We start from the raw sequence: 17,439 nt of genomic DNA, 5'->3' as shown, positions 1-17,439 counted from the left end.
CTGTACTTCCGTACTTTTGATTCTCGTACGTGTGCCACGTTTCGTGCGCTGTTCAGTCCTGGAGAGTCAGTTCGGATGCCGTGTTGAGCGAGTCGGTCATCAGGGGCAGGGCGCACAGCAGCAACTGCATGCGGTTGCGCGCGCCGGTCTTCGCCCGGATGCGGCGGATGTAGGTGTCCACGGTGTGGCGGCTGAGTGCCATGTGCTGGGCTATCTCGTCGTACGTCAGCCCGTCCGCCATGTGCGCCAGTACCTGTCGTTCCCGTCGGCTCAGTGGGGCGGCCGGGGCGGTTGCAGCGTGGTCCATTCGCTTGCAGCTCTCCTGGTCGTGAGGCGGGTGGCCGTCTCCGCGATCGCCGGACCGCGCATCGGTGGTGAGCGGTGCGGGCGTGGGCGGGTCGGGAGGAGGGATCCCGAGCGATACCCAGGCCCTCCAGGACTACATCCTGTCCCGGGTGTGCGGTCCTGTGGGGGGTGATGCCTGGTCATCAAGCTGTCGTGCAAGAAGAGGAGGGAGGGGCAAACCTGGACAACGGTGCGAAGCGGCGACCTCGCAGGATCCAGCCGGTCGGCCGCCGGTTCGCACCGCCCTAGCATGGCGGGCGTGAGGCGGCCGGTGCGCTCCGTTCGCCCGAGCCGGGACCGACTGGGAGGAGAGCGCGTGCGCACCGTGCGGGTGGTGAGTGCCGATTTCGACGTGCGGGACGAGGGTGAGGGGGACCCGGTGCTGCTCGTGGCGGGCGGCGGAGCCTCCGGGCGGGTCTGGGATTTGCATCAGGTGCCCGCGCTGAGGGCGGCCGGTCTCCGGGTACTCACCTTCGACCGTAGACCGCTCCGGGTTCCGTCGGCGCCGCCGGATCCGCGCGCGGTCGCCGACGAACTGTGTCACGTCCTTGCGGAGTTGGACATCCCCGGACTCCGGGCCGTCGGTGTCTCGTCCGGGGGCGAGGTCGTGCAGGAGCTCATGCTCGCCCGGCCCGACCTGGTGACCGGGGCGGTGCTGATGGCCACGCGCGGCCGCGGAGACCTGACCGGCAGGGCGATGGCCGACGCCGAACGGGAGCTGGCGGCCGCAGGGGTGTCGCTGCCGCCGCGCTACGCGGCCTGGCAGCGCGCCGTGTTCAATCTGTCGCCCGCCACCTGGCGGCGCGAGGACGAACTGCTCGACTGGCTCGACCTGTTCGAGGCGGCCGAGCGGGCCGGGACGGCCCCGGTGCCGATACCTGCGGGAAGGGAGCCGGCGAATCGGCTCGACGCGCTCGGCCGGGTGGCCGTTCCAGTCCTCGTGCTCGGCTTCGAGCACGACCTGATCGTGCCCCCGTGGCTGTGCCGCGAGGTCGCCGCGGCCCTGCCCCTCGGGCGTTACGCCGAGCTCGCGGACTGCGGGCACTACGGGTACCTGGAGCGGCCTGCGGAGGTGAACAGCGCGCTGCTGCACTTTCTCACCGGCGCGCTCTGACCGGGTTCCCGGAGGTCAGGACAGTTCGCCGGACTCGTGCAGTACGTACCCCAGCAGCCGATGGGCGAGGGCCAGCCGCTCGCTCGCGGGCAGCCGTGCCAGCGCCGGCCACAGTAGGTCCGCGCCGCCTGCGGCCGGTGCGGCGACCGGCGGCGGGGTGTCCGCCGCGACGGGAGCTCCCGTCGCGGCGGTCGGGGTGGTGAGCGGGTCGTCCTGGCCGAGGTGGGTGCGGGCCGGGTTCAGGGCTCGGGCATGCACATCGTCCGGCGGAGTCATCGCTTCGTTCTCCTTCTCGAACCGGTGGAATCGGTGAACGGGCCGGAGGGGAGCCGTCGGTGGCGGAGCGGGGACGGTGCGGGGCGGTCAAGGGAGGGCGGGGGTGCCATGGGGGCCCGAATCGCCGGGTTCGGCGGGGCGACCGACTTCGGAGGGCGGCGCGGCGAGCCGGTCCCGGGCCACGGCGGTGAACGCCGGACGGCCCGTCCGTACGCCCAGTAGCCCCACGTGGGCCCAGCGGAACGATGCCCGCAGCAGTACGCGTTCGCGCAGGCCCGGCTGGACAGTGCCGCCGACGCGTCGGTACGCCGACAGCAGCCGGTCGAGCAACGGGTGGCCGCCTGCCAGGTACTGGTCGACGAAGTCCGCCGCCGGATCGTCGAAGGCGGCGTTCGTCCAGTCCAGGATCCCGGTCACTGCATCGGAGCCGGGGCCGATGAGGGTGTGTCCCGGGTGCATGTCGCCGTGGGTGAGCCGGGCCTGGTGGGCCCAGTGCCGGTCGTCGTCCAGCCAGGCCCGCCAGTGTGCGTACCAGCGCTCGGGGAGCGGGACCGTCGTGCGGGCCTCCGTGAGTGTCCGGGCCAGATCCTCCCGTACCAGGCCCGGTTCGCGCGGTGGGACGCCCGCGTCCACGGCTTCCTCCACCGGTACCCGGTGCAGGGCGGCGAGGGTCGCCGCGAGCGAGGTCACGTACCCGGTGCCGGGCCGGCCGTCGCTCGCCGCGGGGTGCCACTCGTAGCGCAGGCCTGCCGGGTCCTCGAATCCGGCGGGGATGCCGTCGAGCCTGCGGTACGCGATGAACGCGCGGTCGGCGTGCTCCCAGCAGGGGACGGCCACCGGCAGCGCGGGCCCGACCGCCGCGAGGACGGCCGCCTCCACGGCGATCCGGTCGGCGCTGTGGCCGCGGCGAGGCAGCCGCAGGATCCAGCCGGAGCCCTCGGTGTCCTCGACCTCGACCACCCGGAAGTCCCAGCCGGTGTCGTTGAGGACCGCTGTCCCCGGGCGCAGCGACAGTCCGCGGGAGGCGGCCGACTCCAGGGCGGCGGCGAGGATCTCGCGCGGGTCGGCGGCCGTCATGCGGAGTCCGTCCGGTCACCGCCCGCAGGGTGGGCGCCCGGCCCGGACGCGCTCTTGCCTGCGCCGGCCGCCTCCTGCCGCACGATGCCGCTCGGGGAGCCGCCGAGGACGTGGTCCTCGGGGATGTCGCGCGCGGTGCGCGGCGGCGAGTGGTGGATCCACGGCAACGACAGGACCGTCGCGAGGCCCACGACCCACCATGTCGTGCGGGTGCCCGGAAGTCGACCGACGAGGCCGCCGAGCACCGCGGCCGGCGGCAGGGTGCTCCACACCAGCAGCCGGTCCGGGTCGGCGGGCCGGCGGAAGGTGACGTCGATGACGTGGCGGACGGCCATGCCCGCTGTGGAGGCGAGCGAAATCCACCACAGAGGCGTGACACGGGCTGCGTCCGTCAGGATATGCGTGTTGAATCGGCGGATGCTTCCCGCCGAAAGGATCTGACGGAAATCACCCAGCCGTAAAATATTGGCGGCTGGAATTCTTGGGCGCATGGCGGTAATGGTGCCACGGGAACTCCGCGGATCACCAGTGGGCCGTCGTGGGGGCTGCGAAAGTGGTCGTCCGAGAGCGCCCGGGCGGTCCTCCGACGGTGCCGGTCGCCCGGCCGGATGGTCCGGGCGCCGTCACTGCCTGCGTGAATGCTGTCCCGGCAATGGAGTGCCGGTGGCCGGACGGGCCCTGTCACGTACATACGTTACTTGTGACCATCATGTGTCTGTTGGTCTAATAGCAGCAGTCGGCGCCGATTTCCAACCTGTCGAGTCGGGGCATTCTGCGGGCGCCCCGGACCCGCCGTTCACCGACTTTTACGAGCCCTTATTTGATGAGGTTCTCTTCGTGTCGCAGGCTCGGATCGCATTCAACACGTCACGTCATGCGGAACCTCCGGTATCCATGGACGTCGTGCTGCCGGTCACCGCGGCGCGGTGCGCCCGGCGGCTCGCCGGGATCGCCGCCGAACCGCGCGGCCGGGCAACGCCCCGGCAACTGTTCCGGACCGGCGCGCTGCCGAAGGACGATCACGGCAGTGTGGACCGCCACGCCCTCACCGAGGCCTTTCCGACCGTCCCGGCCAGGACCACCGCCCGGGGGACCGCCCCGCGTGAGGCGGTCGCGACCACCGCCGTGCAGACCCGCACGGCCCCGGGACCGCCGAGGGGCCTGAGGCCACCGCCTCGGATGCCGCGCTCGGTCTCCCGGACGGTGACGTCGCCGCCGGAGCACCGGGGCGGGCAGCCGGAGCAGTGCGACGCCGTGCTGCGGCGCCGGCGGTTCATCTCCGCGATGCGCCCGTCGCCGAACTCCGCGCCGACTTCCCCCGGACCCGTCGGACTGCGCGCCAGGGCCATCTCCGATCGTCCGACACCCCGCCGGCTCGCCCAGTGGCTCTCCGCGGCGCAGGCCCGCCCCCGCCCGAAGCCGCAACCATTCCCACCAGCCTCACGTAAGGACTGAACTGCCATGGACACACTCTCCGAGGAGCACGTCCTGATGCTGACCCCGGATGAGGCGCAGCGGACGGCCGAGCTCACGATCGGTGCCGCGGGGCGTTACACCGGCGACCACGACCCTGCCCTCCTGCTCGACCTCCCCCGTCTCGCCGCGGACCTCCCGGTACGCACCCAGCGCTTCCTGCGCACCTTCGCCATAGACGAACCCACCGGCTACTGCGTGGTCAGCGGGCACCTCTTCGACCAGGACCGCATCGGCCCCACCCCGGAGCACTGGCGCGGGCGCCCCCGGCCCAACCGTGAGTTCCCCGAGGAGATACTCGTCCTGCTGTACGCGGGCCTGCTCGGCGAGCCCTTCGGCTGGACCACCCAGCAGGACGGTCGGCTGGTGCACGACATCTTCCCGGTCCGCAGCCACGAGAACGACCAGCTCGGCCTCGGCAGCAAGGAGCTGCTGACCTGGCACACCGAGGACGCCTTCCACCCGCACCGCGGCGACTACCTGGTGCTGGCCTCCCTGCGCAACCCCGACAAGGTCGCCACCACCGTGGGCTCGTACGCCGGCGGTTCGCTCTCCGAGGACGACCTGGAGGTGCTGTTCGAGGAGCGTTTCCACATCGCCCCCGACGAGTCGCACCTGCCCAAGAACAACTCCTCCCGCGCCGACGGCGACTCCGAGCGGTTCGCCACCATCGAGCGGCTGATCGACGAACGCCGCCCGGTGGCCGTGCTGTTCGGCCCGCGCCAGGAGCCGTACCTGCGGCTGGACCCGTTCTTCATGGAGGTCCCGGAGGACGATCCGGAAGCCCGCCGCGCCCTCGGCAACCTGATCGCGGTCATCGACTCCCGGCTGCGCGAGGTCGCCCTGGAGCAGGGCGACTGCCTGGTCGTCAACAACCACCGCGCGGTCCACGGCCGAGTCCCCTTCACCGCCCGCTACGACGGCACCGACCGTTGGCTCAAGCGCATCAATGTCACCCATGACCTGCGCCGCTCCCGCGCCATGCGGGCGAGCGCCGGCAACCGGCTGATCGGCTGAGGCGGCCATGGCGGACCTGTCGGCCCTCACCGTCACCAGTCTTGATCGGGCACCGGAGCTGGAGTCGGCCGTCGATCGGCTGATCACCGGGAACATGCCCCCGTTCATGAGCTGGGAGTCGCCCGGCAACTGGCGCTGGCACCGGCTCTACGACACCTACTCCGCGCACCAGGTCTGCGTCCTGGACGAGGCGGGCCGGCTGGTGGCCGCCGCCAACGGCCTGCCGGTCCCCTGGGACGGCACGGTCGACGGGCTCCCCGGGGGCGCCGACGACGTGCTGGTCTCCGCGTTCGACGGACCCGCCGCCCGCCCGGACGTGCTGTGCATGCTCTCGGTGAGCGTCTGCGCCGGGCTGCGCGGCAGCGGTCTCGCCGAGCAGCTGCTGACCCGGGCCAGGGACGAGGCGCGGGCCGCGGGTCTGCGCGGCGTCGTCATCCCGGTCCGCCCCACCCGCAAGGCCCGCTACCCGCTCGTCCCCATGGCCGACTACGCCCGCTGGCGGCGGCCGGACGGCACACCGTTCGACCCCTGGCTGGCCACCCACGCCGCACTGGGTGCCGAACTGCTCGCCCCCTGCGACCGCTCGCTGGTGATCAGCCAGCCCGCCGCCCGCTGGGAGGAGGTGGCCGGCCACCCGCTGCCCGGCCCGGCCCGTCACCTCGTACCGGGTGCCCTCGCCCCGCTGGAGGTCTCCGCGGACGGCGACGGCGTCTACGCGGAGCCCAACTTCTGGGTGTTCCACCCGGCCACCTGATCCGCCGTACCCCCACGACCACACCCGAGGAACGACCACACCCGCGCAACGACCACATCCGAGGAGTCCCATGCCACCGCTGCGACTGGCCGTCGTCGGCTGCGGAGCCGCCGCCCGGTCCTGCCACCTGACCGCGCTGCCGAACGTCCCGCAGATCCGGCTCACCGCCCTGATCGACCCGGACCCCGAGCAAGCCCGTGCCGCCCTCGAGTGGTACACGGACCAGGGCGGCAGCGCCGAGGACGTGCTGATCGCCCGTTCGGTGCAGGAGTGCGCCGACGCCTTCGACGCCGCCGTGGTCGCCGTACCGCACACCGCGCACGCCGCGGTCGCCGGCGACCTGCTCGCCCGTGGCAAGCACGTGCTGCTGGAGAAGCCGATGGCGACCTCCGCCGCGGACGCCGAGGCCCTCGCCGCCGCCGCGGCCGCCGCCCCGGGCACCCGCCTGCTGATGGCCCACCCCCGGCGGCTGTTCCCCGCCAACGACTGGGTGCGCAGGCTCATCCGGGACGGCGACCTGGGCACCGTCACCCGGGTCCGCTGGACCGAGGGTCACCCCTACAGCTGGGAGCCCGTCTCCTGGTCGATGTTCGACCGCGGTCTCGCGGGCGGCGGCGTCCTCACCGACACGGCCTCCCACGTCTTCGACATCCTGTTGTGGTGGCTCGGCCCGGACGTCGAGGTGGTCGACTACGTCGACGACAACCTCGGCGGGGTGGAGGCCGACGCCGTCGCCACCCTGCGCATCGGGGGAGTGGAGACCGTGCTGGAGCTCAGCCGGGTCCGCGCCCTCGGCATCAGCTGTGTCGTGACCGGCACCGCCGCCGAGGTGAGTGTCGGCACCGACTTCCCGGCCGGCGAGTGCACCCTGATCACCACCTCCGGCGAGGAACTGCACCGCGGCGACGTGAGCGCCGTGCCGCCCGCCCAGGACGAGTGGGACGACCTCTTCGTCGAGCAGTTGCGCAACTTCGCCGAGGTGTGCTCCGGCGCGGACGTGGCGCCGCACGCCACCGCTGAGGACGGCCTGCGGGTCGCCCGGCTGATCGAGCAGTGTTACACGGGGCCCGCGCGACGTCCGCTGGCCCAGCCCTGGCTGACCGGAACGACTTCGAGGAGCGCGGTATGAACGACTTCGCGGGCAGGCGCGTCGCGGTCACCGGCGCCAGCGGATTCATCGGCGGACGCGTGGTGGAGCGGCTGGTGCTGGACACCGGGGCCGAGGTCCGGGCCCTGGTGCGCGGCTATGGCCGGGCCGCCCGGCTCTCCGTGCTGCCGCAGGAGCGGCTCACCTTCCACGTCGTCGACCTGGACGCCCCACAGAGCCTGCGCAAGGCCCTGCACGGTTGTGACCTGGTCGTGCACTGCGCGTTCGGGTCGCAGGGCGAGGTCGAGGACCGCTGGCGCACCACCGTCGAGGGGACCGCGAACCTGCTCGCCGCGGCCAAACTCGCGGGCGTGGAGCGGCTGGTGCACCTCAGCACCGTCGATGTGTACGACACCTCCGGCCTGACGCGCTTCGACGAGTCCGCTCCGCCGCTCGGTGAGGACGCCGACGACCGCGAGTACGAGCAGCAGAAGGCCGCCGCCGAACGGCTGGTGCTCGCCGCGCACGGCGACGGACCCGAGACCGTCGTCCTCCAGCCCGGCGTGGTCTACGGCCCCTGGGGCGGACAGTGGACCACCGCCCAACTGGACCGCCCGGCCGAAGAGTTCGAAGAGCTGCCGATGACCGGTGCGGGCGGCGCCTGCAACGCGGTGTACGTGGACGACGTCGTGGACGCCGTGCTGGCCGCGCTCGCCGAACCCGGCGTAGCGGGGCGCGAGTTCCTCGTGGGCGGGCCCGACGAGCCCGGTTGGGGCGAGTTCTTCGACCGGCTGCGCGGCATCCGCGGTCTGCCCGCGCCGGCCGGCACCCCCGCCGGCGGCGCCGTGCCGGACTGGGAGCAGGCGCTCTACGCCAGCCCCGCCCGCATGGACGCCGCGCTCGCCGCGCGCCTCCTGACCGTGCCCCTGACCACCCTGGACGAGGGCATGAAGCGCACCGCGGAGTGGGCGCGCTGGGCCGGGTACGGGGCACGGGACGGAGTCGGCCGGTGACCCGGGTCCTGGTGATCGCCCCGCACCCGGACGACGAGGTCATCGGGTGCGGTGGCTCCATCGCCAAGCTCGCCCAGTCCGGCGCGGAGGTCACCGTGGTCATCGTGATCCGCCGCGAACGCGGGCTCGCCGACCGCGAGGTCACCGACGAGGAGTTCGCGGCGGAGACCACCGAGGCCTGCCGGGTGCTCGGCGTCAAGCGGTGCATCACGCTGGACGCGCCGTCCCGTGACTTCGCCGCCGACCGGCAGCTGCACCTCGCCATCGTCCGGGTGCTGCGCGAGGTCTGCCCCGACCGGGTGTACGTGCCGCACCGCGACGACGGCGACATGGAGCACCGGGCCGTGCACCGGCTCGGGCTGGAGTCGCTGTGGATGGCGGAGTCCGACTTCTTCGAGGAGGCCGGGCCGCCCACGCCGCCGCCGTCCCTGGTACTCGGCTACGAGGTGTGGGCCCCGCTCGGCGAGGCCCAGTACACCGAGGACATCACCCACCAGATCAAGCTGAAGGTCGAGGCCATGCGCTGTTACCGGTCCCAGCTGAGGCACGCCGCCTGGGACGAGGCGGTGCGTGGACTGGCGTCCTACCGGGCCGTCATCAGCTCGGGGCACGGCCACAGCGAGGCCTTTGAGGTGATCCGGATGGCCGGCACCCGGCCCTGAACCGGCTGGTCCGGGGGCGACCGTGCGGCCCCCGGACCGGTCCCGCCGGGCGGCCGGGCCCGACCGGGATACGTCCGCGATGCCCGTCGATGACGCCCAGCGCCTCATGGCGGGACTGGCCGAGGGAAAGGGAAATGACACGCCTGGAAGTGTCAGGCATGGAAAACGGAGTCTACTGAATGGGGCAGTCGTGACGCAGCATGAAGCAGGCACAGGTTTCTTCGGTGAGTATGCCGATGTCTACGCGGAAGCGCCCTACCTTGATTTCACGGAGGACGTGTCGAAAAAGCTCCCCCACCTCATCTCCCATTACCGTGCGGGCAGCGGGTCGCTGCTCGACCTGGGCTGCGGTACGGGAACGCTGCTGATCGCGCTGGCCGGCTCCTTCGGCCGGCTGACCGGCGTCGACCAGTCGGCCGACATGCTGCGGCACGCCGACACGGCCGCCCGTAAGGCCGGAGTGGCCGTCGACCTGATCCGCGGTGACTTGCGCGACTACCGCGGTGACCGGCGCCACTCCGTGGTCACCTGCACCTACAACACCGTCAACTACCTGGTCGGGGCGGGCGACCTGGAGCTCGCCGCCCGCACACTGCGGGCCGCCACCGAGGACGGCGGCCTCGCCGTGCTCGACGCGCACCCCGCCTGGTTCGTCGAACGGGCCTGGGCCGGGAAGGTGTTCGTGGAGCAGAACACCGAGGACATCCTGGAGGTCTGGGAGAATCCTTACGACGCCGCGACCGGCCGCGTGGACACCACGGTCACCGTCGTGCGCCGGACTCCCGAGGGCGGCTGGCGCCGCGTCCACGAGACCCATCCGCAGCGCGGCCACGACCCGGAAGCGGTCACCGGTGCCCTGCTCGCGGCCGGCTTCACCAGCGTGGACACGTACGCCGGGCTCGACCGTGAGCCGCTGCGCGAGGACACCCGGCGCGTCTGGTACGTGGCCAGGTGACCGAAACTCTCCTGATATGCGGGATCGGCTCCGGAATGGACAGGTCGCTCGCCCGTGTGAAGGAAATGGGAACGCGCATCGTCGTCGTCACGGATCGGATCACCACGCGCGTCGAGGGAAACGCTGATATATGTCTGGAGGCCGACCCCGACGATTTCTCCGGTGTTCTGTCGGCGATTCGCGCGGAGCGGCCGGGAAGAATATCCGGCGTCCTGACCCTCGGATACGACAATCCACCGGTGGTGGCCCGGCTGGCCGCCGAACTGGGATGCCCCGGCGTGCCCGTCGAGGTGGCGGACCTGTGCACCTTGAAGGACCGCCGGATCGCCGCCCTGGAACGGGCCGGACTGCCCGTGCCCCGGTTCGCCGTCGCCGCCACCGCCGACGCGGCCCTCGCCGCGCTGGACAGGATCGGACTGCCCGCCGTCGTCAAACCCAGCGACCGCACCGGTTCCCTCGGCGTCGCCAAGCTGGACGACCGCGGCACCGCACGGGAACCCGTCGAGCGGGCCCTCGCCCTGAGCCCGACCGGACGGGTCGTCGTGGAGGAGTACCTGACCGGCACCGAGCACACCGTGGCCGGGTTCGCCGTCGAGGGCCGGCTGCGGGTCACCGGGTTCGCCGACCGCGAGTACGGCGAGAAGGAGCGCTTCTTCCCGCACTTCTTCGAGGGCGGCGACACCCTGCCCTCCGTCCTGGACGAGGCGCAGCGCGCCGAGGTGGTGCGCACGGTCCAACAGGGCGTCGACGCGCTCGGGCTGAGCACCGCCGCCGTCAACACCGACATCCTGCGCACCCCCGACGGGCGGGTCTACCTGCTGGAGATCACCTGCAGGCTGACCGGCGCCCGCATCGCCACCGAGATCATGCCGCTCGCCACCGGCGTCGACCCGCTGCCCAACGCCGTCCGCCTCGCCCTGGGCCGCCCGCTCGCCGAGGAGGAACTGCGCCCCACCCGCGACCGGGCGGTGGTCCAGCGTTATCTGCCCGCCGACGGCGGCACCGTGGAATGGGTCGGTGACCTGACCGAACTCGCCCGCACCCCAGGCGTCCACGACGTCTTCTGGGGCCTGGACCTCGCCCCCGGCACCGTGCTGCCGCCCTACCGCGGCGGCGACGAGGTGCTGGCCGGGGCGATCACCAGCGGCCCGGACACCGCCGCCGCCGAAGCCCTCGCCACCCGGGTGCTGTCCCGCCTCCCTCTGCGCCTCACCGACCGGTCCGCCGCCCTCGCACCCTGACCGCGCTCCATCCTCCGACAAGGGAACGCCGATGACCACCACCGCGTACGACCACTGGTCCGACACCTACGAACTGTTCGAGGGCGCCATGGCCAAGGACACCTGGCGCCTGGGCATCGGGGCCGAACTGACCAAGCTGGCCGCCCCCGGCCCCGTTCGCATCCTCGACCTCGGCGCCGGCACCGGCATGGGCAGCCGGGTACTGGCCGACCTGATACCGCAGGGCGAGGTCACCTCGCTGGACCGCTCGGCGGCCATGCTGGAGCACGGCGGCATCCCGCCCGAGCTGCGCATCGTCGGCGACATGGCTCGCTTCACCGCCGAGCCCGACTCCTTCGACTTCGTGGTCTCCGGGTTCGACGCCCTCAACTACCTGACCGCCGCCGACCTCGCCGAGTGCCTGGGCAACGCGGCCGTCGCCCTGCGCCCCGGTGGCCACCTGGTCTTCGACTACTCCTCCCGCAAAGTCCTCCAGGAGGACTGGCGGAACCTGGAGCACGAGGAGACCCGCGACGGCGTCCGGCTCCACCGCACCCACCGCTGGGATCCCGTACTGGCCCGCAGCCGCTCGGTGCTCTCCCTCTACGGAGCAGAGGGCCTGCTCTGGCGCGAGACCCATGTGCAGTACGTCGTCGACCCGTTCACCATGGAGGAGCTGGGCCGGACCGCCGGACTGCGCACCGTCCGGGTCCGCGACATCGACGGCGACGGCTTCACCCCCGGCCACACCACCCATGTCTACGTGCTGCGCAAGGACGAGCGGGGCGTCCCGGACACCGGGGCGCGGGCATGACCGCCGACGAGGCCACCCCGGACGGGGATCGCACCGAACGGGTGCTGGCAAGCACCAGCGTGGTCATCGCGCTCCGCGACGACCTGCGCATCCTGGACTGCATCGACTCCGTCGACGAGGACGTGGAGATAGTGCTGGCGCTCAACGGCGCCACCGACGAGATCCGCCGGGTGCTGCGCGAGCACCCGAGGCCGCTGACCGTCACCGAGATACCCGACGCGGGCAACCTCGGCGCCGCCTACAACGCGGGCGCCGAGGCGGCGGGTGGACGCTATCTGCTGCTGATGGACTCCGACTGCACCTTCGCCCCCGGCGTGGTCCGCATGATGGCCGCGGCCGCCGCCACCGACCCGGTGGTCAAGGGCCAGGTCGTGTACGGCGAGTCGGGCAGCCTGATGAGCCGGCTCACCGCCCGGGTGCGCGAGTACGACGAGGGCGAGTACGTCAGCGCCCTGTCTCCGCCGCTCATCTACGACCGGGCGATCGTCGAGCACATCGGCGGCTACCACTTCGACGGCCTGATCCACTGGTGCGAGGACCGGGAGTTCGACTTCCGGCTCCAGCTGGCCGGCATCCCCGTCCGGCACGTCCCCGAGGCCCGCATCTTCCACGACGCCCAGGTCGGCCTCCAGAACATGCGCAGCTACTTCCGCTACGGCGTCGGCGAGGGCATCGCCCAGGAGACCGGTGTCTTCACCACCCCCGCCGTACCCGTGCTGTGGCGGCTGTACGAGGCGTCTCGCACGCTCGTCGGATGCGCCCGGCACAAGGGGATCGGAGCCGCCGCCTACTACGCCCTGCTCAAGGCGGCCTTCCACACCGGCACCCTCTATCACCTGGCGCGCGACCCCTACGGCGTGCGGCCCCGCTATCCGGCGACCGCCGCCCGCGCCCGGATGCTGCGCGCGATCCCGCAGCACTGCGCCGAGCTGACGCCCGCCCAGCGCGAGCGACTGCGCCGAGCGCACCTTCGGGCCGGGCGGCGGATCGTGCGGCTCAGCGACCTCACCGTGCTCCGGCCCGACAGCGACCCGAAACCCGAACCGTCGTCTCAGGCGGCGTCGTGAGCGTCCGGGAGGCCGGGACGGACCGGGAGCAGCAGCCGCGAAGGCCGGCCCGGTCCGTGATGGACCCGGTTGACGGCCGTGACCACCGGGGCGTCCGCCAGGGTCAGCGGGGTTCCGCCGGTGTTGGGATTGGGGTCGAAACGCGGGAAGTTGCTGCTGGAGACCTCCAGCCGGACCCGGTGGCCGGGCCGGAAGACGTGCACGACGGTCCCCGCCTCCACGGGCAGCGCGTGCACCGTGTCCGGGAGCGGCGGCCGCACTCCGTCCAGCCGGGCTCGGTGCCCGGTCCGGACGATGCCGTCGCAGAGGATCTCCGCGCGGCCGTCCGGATGCACGTCGACCAGCTTGGCGGTGAAGTCGGTGTCCGGAGCGGACGAGGAGACGTACAACTCGGCGACCACCCGTCCGGACACCACGAGGGGCGCGTCCAGCCCGGGGCCGGTGTAGCAGAGCACGTCCGGGCGGTCCTCCACCGCGCGCTGATCCAGGGGGCCGCAGTCGGCGCCGACAAGCATGCCGGTCATGCAGGTGGCCCCGCCGGCGGTCGGGACGGGGTCGCGGGGAGCGTAGTGGTAGATGTCCGTGACCTCCCGGCACGGCGGGCCGGGGCGCAGCGCGCCCGAGCCGTGCCGGGTACGGGCGTCGCCGTCGCTGTCCAGGTGCAGTGCGAGCGGGACGCTGTCCGCGCCGGGCGGACCGTTGGGGGCGACCCAACTGTCCGCCCCGCTCGCGAACACCTCCACCGGGAGCCCGGCTTCCTCCCCCACGCCCTTGAGGTGCCTGTCGAAGAAGGCGAGATGGGCTGCTGTCATGTCGAACTCCGCCTCGTCGGCGGCGAGTCCGTAACGCCGCTCGGGGAACACGCCGCCGGTCACGCAGTGCGACCAGGGGCCGATCAGCAGGCGGTCGCCGGACCGGGGCGAAGGGATGCGCAGGCTGCCCGGCAGGAAGATGTCGTACCAGCCGCCGACCACCAGCGCCGGGGGACGTTCCCTGTCCGGGGCGGCGGTCAGCCCGCGCCAGTAGGCGCCGGGGCCGGGGTGCTCCAGCCACTCGCGGTAGTAGGGCGCGAGCCGGTCCAGCAGGGGCAGTGCCCGCCAGGGCGCCCGGTAGAGTTCGTCGATGCCGTCCAGCGCCTCGGCCACCGCGCGGACGTCCGCGGTGGTGCCGCCGGCCCGCTCGACCTGTCCGTGCAGCAGGTCGCCGAGCACCCAGTGCAGACAGAACCCGAGCTGGAAGGCGCCGCCCAGGTACGTCCAGCCCTCGCGGGGGTCGGCAGTGGCCACGTGCGGGGCGAGGGCCCGCAGCGCGGGCGGGGCGGCTGCCGCCGCGTGCCATTGCGCGAGACCCTCGTAGGACCGCCCGATCATGCCGACGGTTCCGTCGCACCAGTCCTGGCCTGCGGCCCACCCGACGGTGTCCCGGCCGTCCGCGGCGTCGTCGGCGAACGGCCGGAAGACACCGTCGGAGGCGTACCGGCCACGCACGTCCTGGACCACGAGGCAGTAACCGCCCTCCACCAGCCGCATCCAGTCCAGGGAGCGACCCCCGGCCGAGGGCCCCTTGCCGTACGGGGTCCGCTGCAGGAGAGCCGGCAGCGGGCGGGAGGTGTCCGGGCGGTACACGTCCGTCCGGAGCACCACGCCGTCGCTCATGGGCACCGGCACGTCGCGTTCGATCACGAGTCGCACGGGCATCTCCTCTCAGCCGGCGGACCGGGTGTAGGTGGGGTAGTGCAGGACCTCGCCGCCGAACCCGAGCTTGAACCGGTTGATCCCGGCCGTCTTCTCGTCCGCCTCACCGGTGGATATGCCACTCAGGTCGAAATGCTCCAGTCCCTCGGCGGCCGCCCGCCTGATGGTCTCGAAATGCACGAGATTCATCGAGCCGTCGACGCGGTGGTCCGGATGTGTGGCCACGAAGCGGGCCTCCAGCGAATTCCGGTTGCGGAAACATATGGAACCCGCCGCCACTCGATCCTCGTGCAGCGCGGTGAAGAGGTGGACCGACGAATGCTCCAGCAGATCGTGCAGCAGGTCGAGGGGGGCGAGGTCGGGTGAATCAGCGCGGATCATCGCCGGTGCATAGAAATCGTAGAACTCGTCGATCCGGCCGGGATCGTCGACGAATTCCAGTCCGCTGCGCAGCGCCCGGCGCACCCGGCTGCGGGTGCTTGGGCGCATACGGGCGAGGATCGCCTCGTCGCCGCCGCCGGTGGGTACGAGAGCGGTGGCGTAGGGCGGGCCGGGCCGGTACCCGGCTGCTGCCAGGACCTCGGGGTAGTCCCATTCCGGGAGCAACACCAGGGTGGCCGAGCCGAGCTGGGCGATGCCCGTGAGCAGGGCGGACAGCAGTTCTGGGTCCGGGTGTCCGGCCGGTCCCTTCCACATGAACCAGCCGTCCTGACCGCCGTCCTCCAACAGCGTCGCGGCCCACCGGCCGCCCGGGCGGCCCGCACGCAGCAGCCGTACGGGATCGCCGCGCCCCGACAGCAGCCGGTATCGGCCGGCGCTCTGGTGGAAGTCCTCGGCCGGGACGTCGGCCTCGTCCGTATCGTCGGCGGTGCTTTCCGGATGCATGATCAGACGAAGCATGGCGTGCCCTTTCTTCTGGTTTCTCGCGCGTGGAAATCAGAGATGTCCAGCGGTTTTCGAGGCATGCAGAAAAGCGGGTGACGGCTGAGAGTCGAACGAGCTGACCGGCGGGTTTCCGCCCGGTGTGGCATCGGAGAAGGAAAGAGGCCGACGCCTATTTCTTCGGCGCGGTATCGCTGCTAATTTCTAGCGCACAGGTCGTCGTCCGTCAATTACTGGGCCCACGGTCCGTACGAAGGGAATGACTTGCCATGCGAATTCTTGGTGTGAATGGCTGGCCGGGCGCGAGCCACGACGGGTCCGCCTGCCTCCTGGTCGACGGGAAGGTGGTCGCGTTCGCCGAGGAGGAACGCTTCACCCGGCACAAGCACGGCTACGGCGAGGCCCCGCTGCACGCCGCCGCCTTCTGCCTTCAGGAGGGCGGTCTCACCCTGGAGGACATCGACGTCATCGCCCACGGCTGGGACATGCCCTCGCTGCTCACCCGGCGCGGCCTGGACTGGTTCCCCGACAGCGCGCGGGCTCTGGACTTCCTCTTCCCGCGCGCGTACTTCCCCCGCGGCCGCGACCCCGAGCTGGTCTTCGTCCCGCACCACACCGCCCACGCGGCCAGCGCGTACTACTTCTCCGGCCGCGACCAGGGCGCTGTCCTGGTCCTCGACGGCCAGGGCGAGTGCGAGAGCGCCACGCTCGCCTCGGCCGCCGACGGGGAACTCAAGGTCCTGGAGTCCGTCCCGCCCGGCTGGTCCCTCGGATACTTCTACGCCGCCGTCTGCCAGTACGCGGGCCTCGGCGCCGACGCCGCCGGCAAGACCATGGGCCTCGCCCCCTACGGCACCCCCGGCGACCTGACCTTCGGCGGCGGCCTGCGCTTCCTCGACGACGGCTACGCCGTCGGACCGGTGTCGCGCACCCTGCTGTCCACCGGCAGCACCGACGAGGAGGCGGACACCCTCCGGCTGTGGCTCGCCCACCTGGAGAAGACCAGCGCGCTGCCGCCCAACCGCACCAGCCGCCACTACGACCGGGGGAGCGGACGCTACGTCCGGCGCACGGAACGCGACCCCTACGAGTACCGGGACCTCGCGGCCACCGCCCAGGAGGCCGTGGAGCGCTCGGTGGTCGCCATGGCCCGCCGGCTGCTGCGCGAGACCGGCCAGGACACCCTGCTGGTCGCCGGCGGTGTCGGCTTCAACGCCACCCTCAACGGCAAGCTCGCCCGGCTGCCCGAGGTACGCGACCTGTTCGTGCAGCCGCTCGCCGGCGACCAGGGCGTCAGCCTCGGCGCGGCCGGCTGGGTGGCCGCCCAGCACGGCGAGGCCATCACGCCGATGACCGGCACCCTCGCCTGGGGCGAGCAGTGGGACGCCGACGCCGTTCGCCGGGTGCTGCACAAGCAGGGCGTCCGCCACACCGAGCACGAGGACATAGCCGACACGGTGGCCGGGCTGCTGGGCCGCGGCCAGATCGTCGGCTGGCACCAGGGACGCGGCGAGGGCGGTCCCCGGGCCCTGGGCCACCGCTCCATCGTGACCGCGCCGTTCCCGGTGGCCAAACGGGACCGTATCAACCTCACGGTCAAGGACCGGGAGTGGTGGCGGCCGTTCGCGCCGAGCATGCGGCTGGAGGAGGCCCCCGCTCTGCTCGGTGACGGCACACCGCTGCCCTACATGATCGTCACCACCCCCGTGCCCGACGCGGGGCGGGCCGCGATGCCCGCCGTGATCCACGTCGACGGCACCACCCGCCCGCAGACCGTCACCGCCGAGGACGCCCCGCTCTACCACCGGTTGCTGGGCCGGGTCGCCGAGCACACCGGACACGCCGTCGTGCTCAACACCTCGTTCAACGGCCGCGACGAGCCGGTCGTGTGGACCCCCGCCGACGCTCTCGCCACCTTCGCCCGCAGCCCCCTGGACGCGCTGGCCCTCGGCCCGTTCCTGATCCGCCGCACCGGCTGAACACCGATGG

General features: G+C 72.3%; 18 protein-coding genes. 12 read left to right on the top strand and 6 right to left on the bottom strand.

Going from position 1 to position 17,439, the window contains the following annotated elements; all coding sequences use genetic code 11:
• Nucleotides 1-52: 52 nt before the first annotated feature.
• The gene (locus QFZ64_RS03735; RefSeq protein ID WP_307071555.1) at nucleotides 53-412 is read right to left on the bottom strand and encodes a response regulator transcription factor; all 360 of its coding nucleotides are present in this window, start codon (nucleotides 410-412) and stop codon (nucleotides 53-55) included.
• A 249-nt stretch (nucleotides 413-661) separates the two neighbouring features.
• Here QFZ64_RS03735 and QFZ64_RS03730 point away from each other — a divergent pair, with 249 nt between their 5' ends.
• Nucleotides 662-1,459 (top strand): alpha/beta fold hydrolase, encoded by a 798-nt coding sequence (locus QFZ64_RS03730; RefSeq protein ID WP_307062273.1) that lies wholly within the window; start codon nucleotides 662-664, stop codon nucleotides 1,457-1,459.
• Nucleotides 1,460-1,474: 15 nt separating this feature from the next.
• On the opposite strand, the gene QFZ64_RS03725 is transcribed toward QFZ64_RS03730, so the two are convergent.
• The 3 genes from QFZ64_RS03725 to QFZ64_RS03715 all read right to left on the bottom strand — a co-directional run bounded on the left by QFZ64_RS03725 (nucleotide 1,475) and on the right by QFZ64_RS03715 (nucleotide 3,147).
• Entirely contained in the window at nucleotides 1,475-1,735 is a 261-nt protein-coding gene (locus tag QFZ64_RS03725; protein ID WP_307062270.1) for a hypothetical protein, read from the bottom strand.
• Between the two features lie 87 nt (nucleotides 1,736-1,822).
• Nucleotides 1,823-2,812 (bottom strand): macrolide 2'-phosphotransferase, encoded by a 990-nt coding sequence (locus QFZ64_RS03720; RefSeq protein WP_307062268.1) that lies wholly within the window; start codon nucleotides 2,810-2,812, stop codon nucleotides 1,823-1,825.
• Nucleotides 2,809-3,147 (bottom strand): hypothetical protein, encoded by a 339-nt coding sequence (locus QFZ64_RS03715; protein ID WP_307062266.1) that lies wholly within the window; start codon nucleotides 3,145-3,147, stop codon nucleotides 2,809-2,811. The genes QFZ64_RS03720 and QFZ64_RS03715 overlap by 4 nt, the downstream gene beginning before the upstream one ends.
• A gap of 559 nt (nucleotides 3,148-3,706) precedes the next feature.
• Between QFZ64_RS03715 and QFZ64_RS03710 the strand changes: the two genes are divergently transcribed.
• The 10 genes from QFZ64_RS03710 to QFZ64_RS03665 all read left to right on the top strand — a co-directional run bounded on the left by QFZ64_RS03710 (nucleotide 3,707) and on the right by QFZ64_RS03665 (nucleotide 12,874).
• Nucleotides 3,707-4,267, top strand: a complete 561-nt coding sequence (locus tag QFZ64_RS03710; RefSeq protein ID WP_307062263.1) for a hypothetical protein — start codon at nucleotides 3,707-3,709, stop codon at nucleotides 4,265-4,267.
• Nucleotides 4,268-4,273: 6 nt separating this feature from the next.
• Nucleotides 4,274-5,302 (top strand): arginine beta-hydroxylase, Fe(II)/alpha-ketoglutarate-dependent, encoded by a 1,029-nt coding sequence (vioC, locus tag QFZ64_RS03705; protein WP_307062261.1) that lies wholly within the window; start codon nucleotides 4,274-4,276, stop codon nucleotides 5,300-5,302.
• A gap of 7 nt (nucleotides 5,303-5,309) precedes the next feature.
• A complete protein-coding gene (locus QFZ64_RS03700) occupies nucleotides 5,310-6,056 on the top strand; it encodes a GNAT family N-acetyltransferase (RefSeq protein ID WP_307062260.1) in 747 nt (248 codons plus the stop codon).
• Nucleotides 6,057-6,126: 70 nt separating this feature from the next.
• The gene (locus QFZ64_RS03695; protein WP_307062258.1) at nucleotides 6,127-7,185 is read left to right on the top strand and encodes a Gfo/Idh/MocA family protein; all 1,059 of its coding nucleotides are present in this window, start codon (nucleotides 6,127-6,129) and stop codon (nucleotides 7,183-7,185) included.
• Nucleotides 7,182-8,156 (top strand): NAD(P)-dependent oxidoreductase, encoded by a 975-nt coding sequence (locus tag QFZ64_RS03690; RefSeq protein WP_307062255.1) that lies wholly within the window; start codon nucleotides 7,182-7,184, stop codon nucleotides 8,154-8,156. The genes QFZ64_RS03695 and QFZ64_RS03690 overlap by 4 nt, the downstream gene beginning before the upstream one ends.
• Nucleotides 8,153-8,818 (top strand): PIG-L deacetylase family protein, encoded by a 666-nt coding sequence (locus tag QFZ64_RS03685; protein WP_307062253.1) that lies wholly within the window; start codon nucleotides 8,153-8,155, stop codon nucleotides 8,816-8,818. The genes QFZ64_RS03690 and QFZ64_RS03685 overlap by 4 nt, the downstream gene beginning before the upstream one ends.
• Before the next feature lie 277 nt (nucleotides 8,819-9,095).
• Nucleotides 9,096-9,773, top strand: coding sequence for a class I SAM-dependent methyltransferase (locus tag QFZ64_RS03680; RefSeq protein WP_307062251.1), 678 nt, complete (start codon nucleotides 9,096-9,098; stop codon nucleotides 9,771-9,773).
• Nucleotides 9,774-9,838: 65 nt separating this feature from the next.
• Nucleotides 9,839-11,014, top strand: coding sequence for an ATP-grasp domain-containing protein (locus tag QFZ64_RS03675; protein WP_307062249.1), 1,176 nt, complete (start codon nucleotides 9,839-9,841; stop codon nucleotides 11,012-11,014).
• A 31-nt stretch (nucleotides 11,015-11,045) separates the two neighbouring features.
• Nucleotides 11,046-11,807 carry a class I SAM-dependent methyltransferase gene (locus tag QFZ64_RS03670; protein ID WP_307062247.1) on the top strand — a complete coding sequence of 254 codons (762 nt, stop codon included), beginning with the start codon at nucleotides 11,046-11,048 and terminating at the stop codon, nucleotides 11,805-11,807.
• The gene (locus tag QFZ64_RS03665) at nucleotides 11,804-12,874 is read left to right on the top strand and encodes a glycosyltransferase family 2 protein (protein WP_307062245.1); all 1,071 of its coding nucleotides are present in this window, start codon (nucleotides 11,804-11,806) and stop codon (nucleotides 12,872-12,874) included. The genes QFZ64_RS03670 and QFZ64_RS03665 overlap by 4 nt, the downstream gene beginning before the upstream one ends.
• On the opposite strand, the gene QFZ64_RS03660 is transcribed toward QFZ64_RS03665, so the two are convergent.
• Together QFZ64_RS03660 and QFZ64_RS03655 are read right to left on the bottom strand one after the other, a co-directional pair.
• Nucleotides 12,859-14,565: a CocE/NonD family hydrolase gene (locus tag QFZ64_RS03660; protein ID WP_307062243.1), complete on the bottom strand. Its 1,707-nt coding sequence runs from the start codon at nucleotides 14,563-14,565 to the stop codon at nucleotides 12,859-12,861. The two genes, QFZ64_RS03665 and QFZ64_RS03660, sit on opposite strands and share 16 nt — an antisense overlap.
• 12 nt (nucleotides 14,566-14,577) lie before the next feature.
• Nucleotides 14,578-15,468: a GNAT family N-acetyltransferase gene (locus tag QFZ64_RS03655; protein WP_307062240.1), complete on the bottom strand. Its 891-nt coding sequence runs from the start codon at nucleotides 15,466-15,468 to the stop codon at nucleotides 14,578-14,580.
• A 251-nt stretch (nucleotides 15,469-15,719) separates the two neighbouring features.
• Between QFZ64_RS03655 and QFZ64_RS03650 the strand changes: the two genes are divergently transcribed.
• The gene (locus QFZ64_RS03650; RefSeq protein ID WP_307062238.1) at nucleotides 15,720-17,429 is read left to right on the top strand and encodes a carbamoyltransferase C-terminal domain-containing protein; all 1,710 of its coding nucleotides are present in this window, start codon (nucleotides 15,720-15,722) and stop codon (nucleotides 17,427-17,429) included.
• The last annotated feature ends 10 nt before the right edge of the window (nucleotides 17,430-17,439 follow it).

Origin of the sequence: Streptomyces sp. B3I8 (genome assembly GCF_030816915.1) — a bacterium.
GTDB lineage: Bacteria > Actinomycetota > Actinomycetes > Streptomycetales > Streptomycetaceae > Streptomyces.
This window is presented reverse-complemented; position numbering and strand designations above follow the sequence as displayed.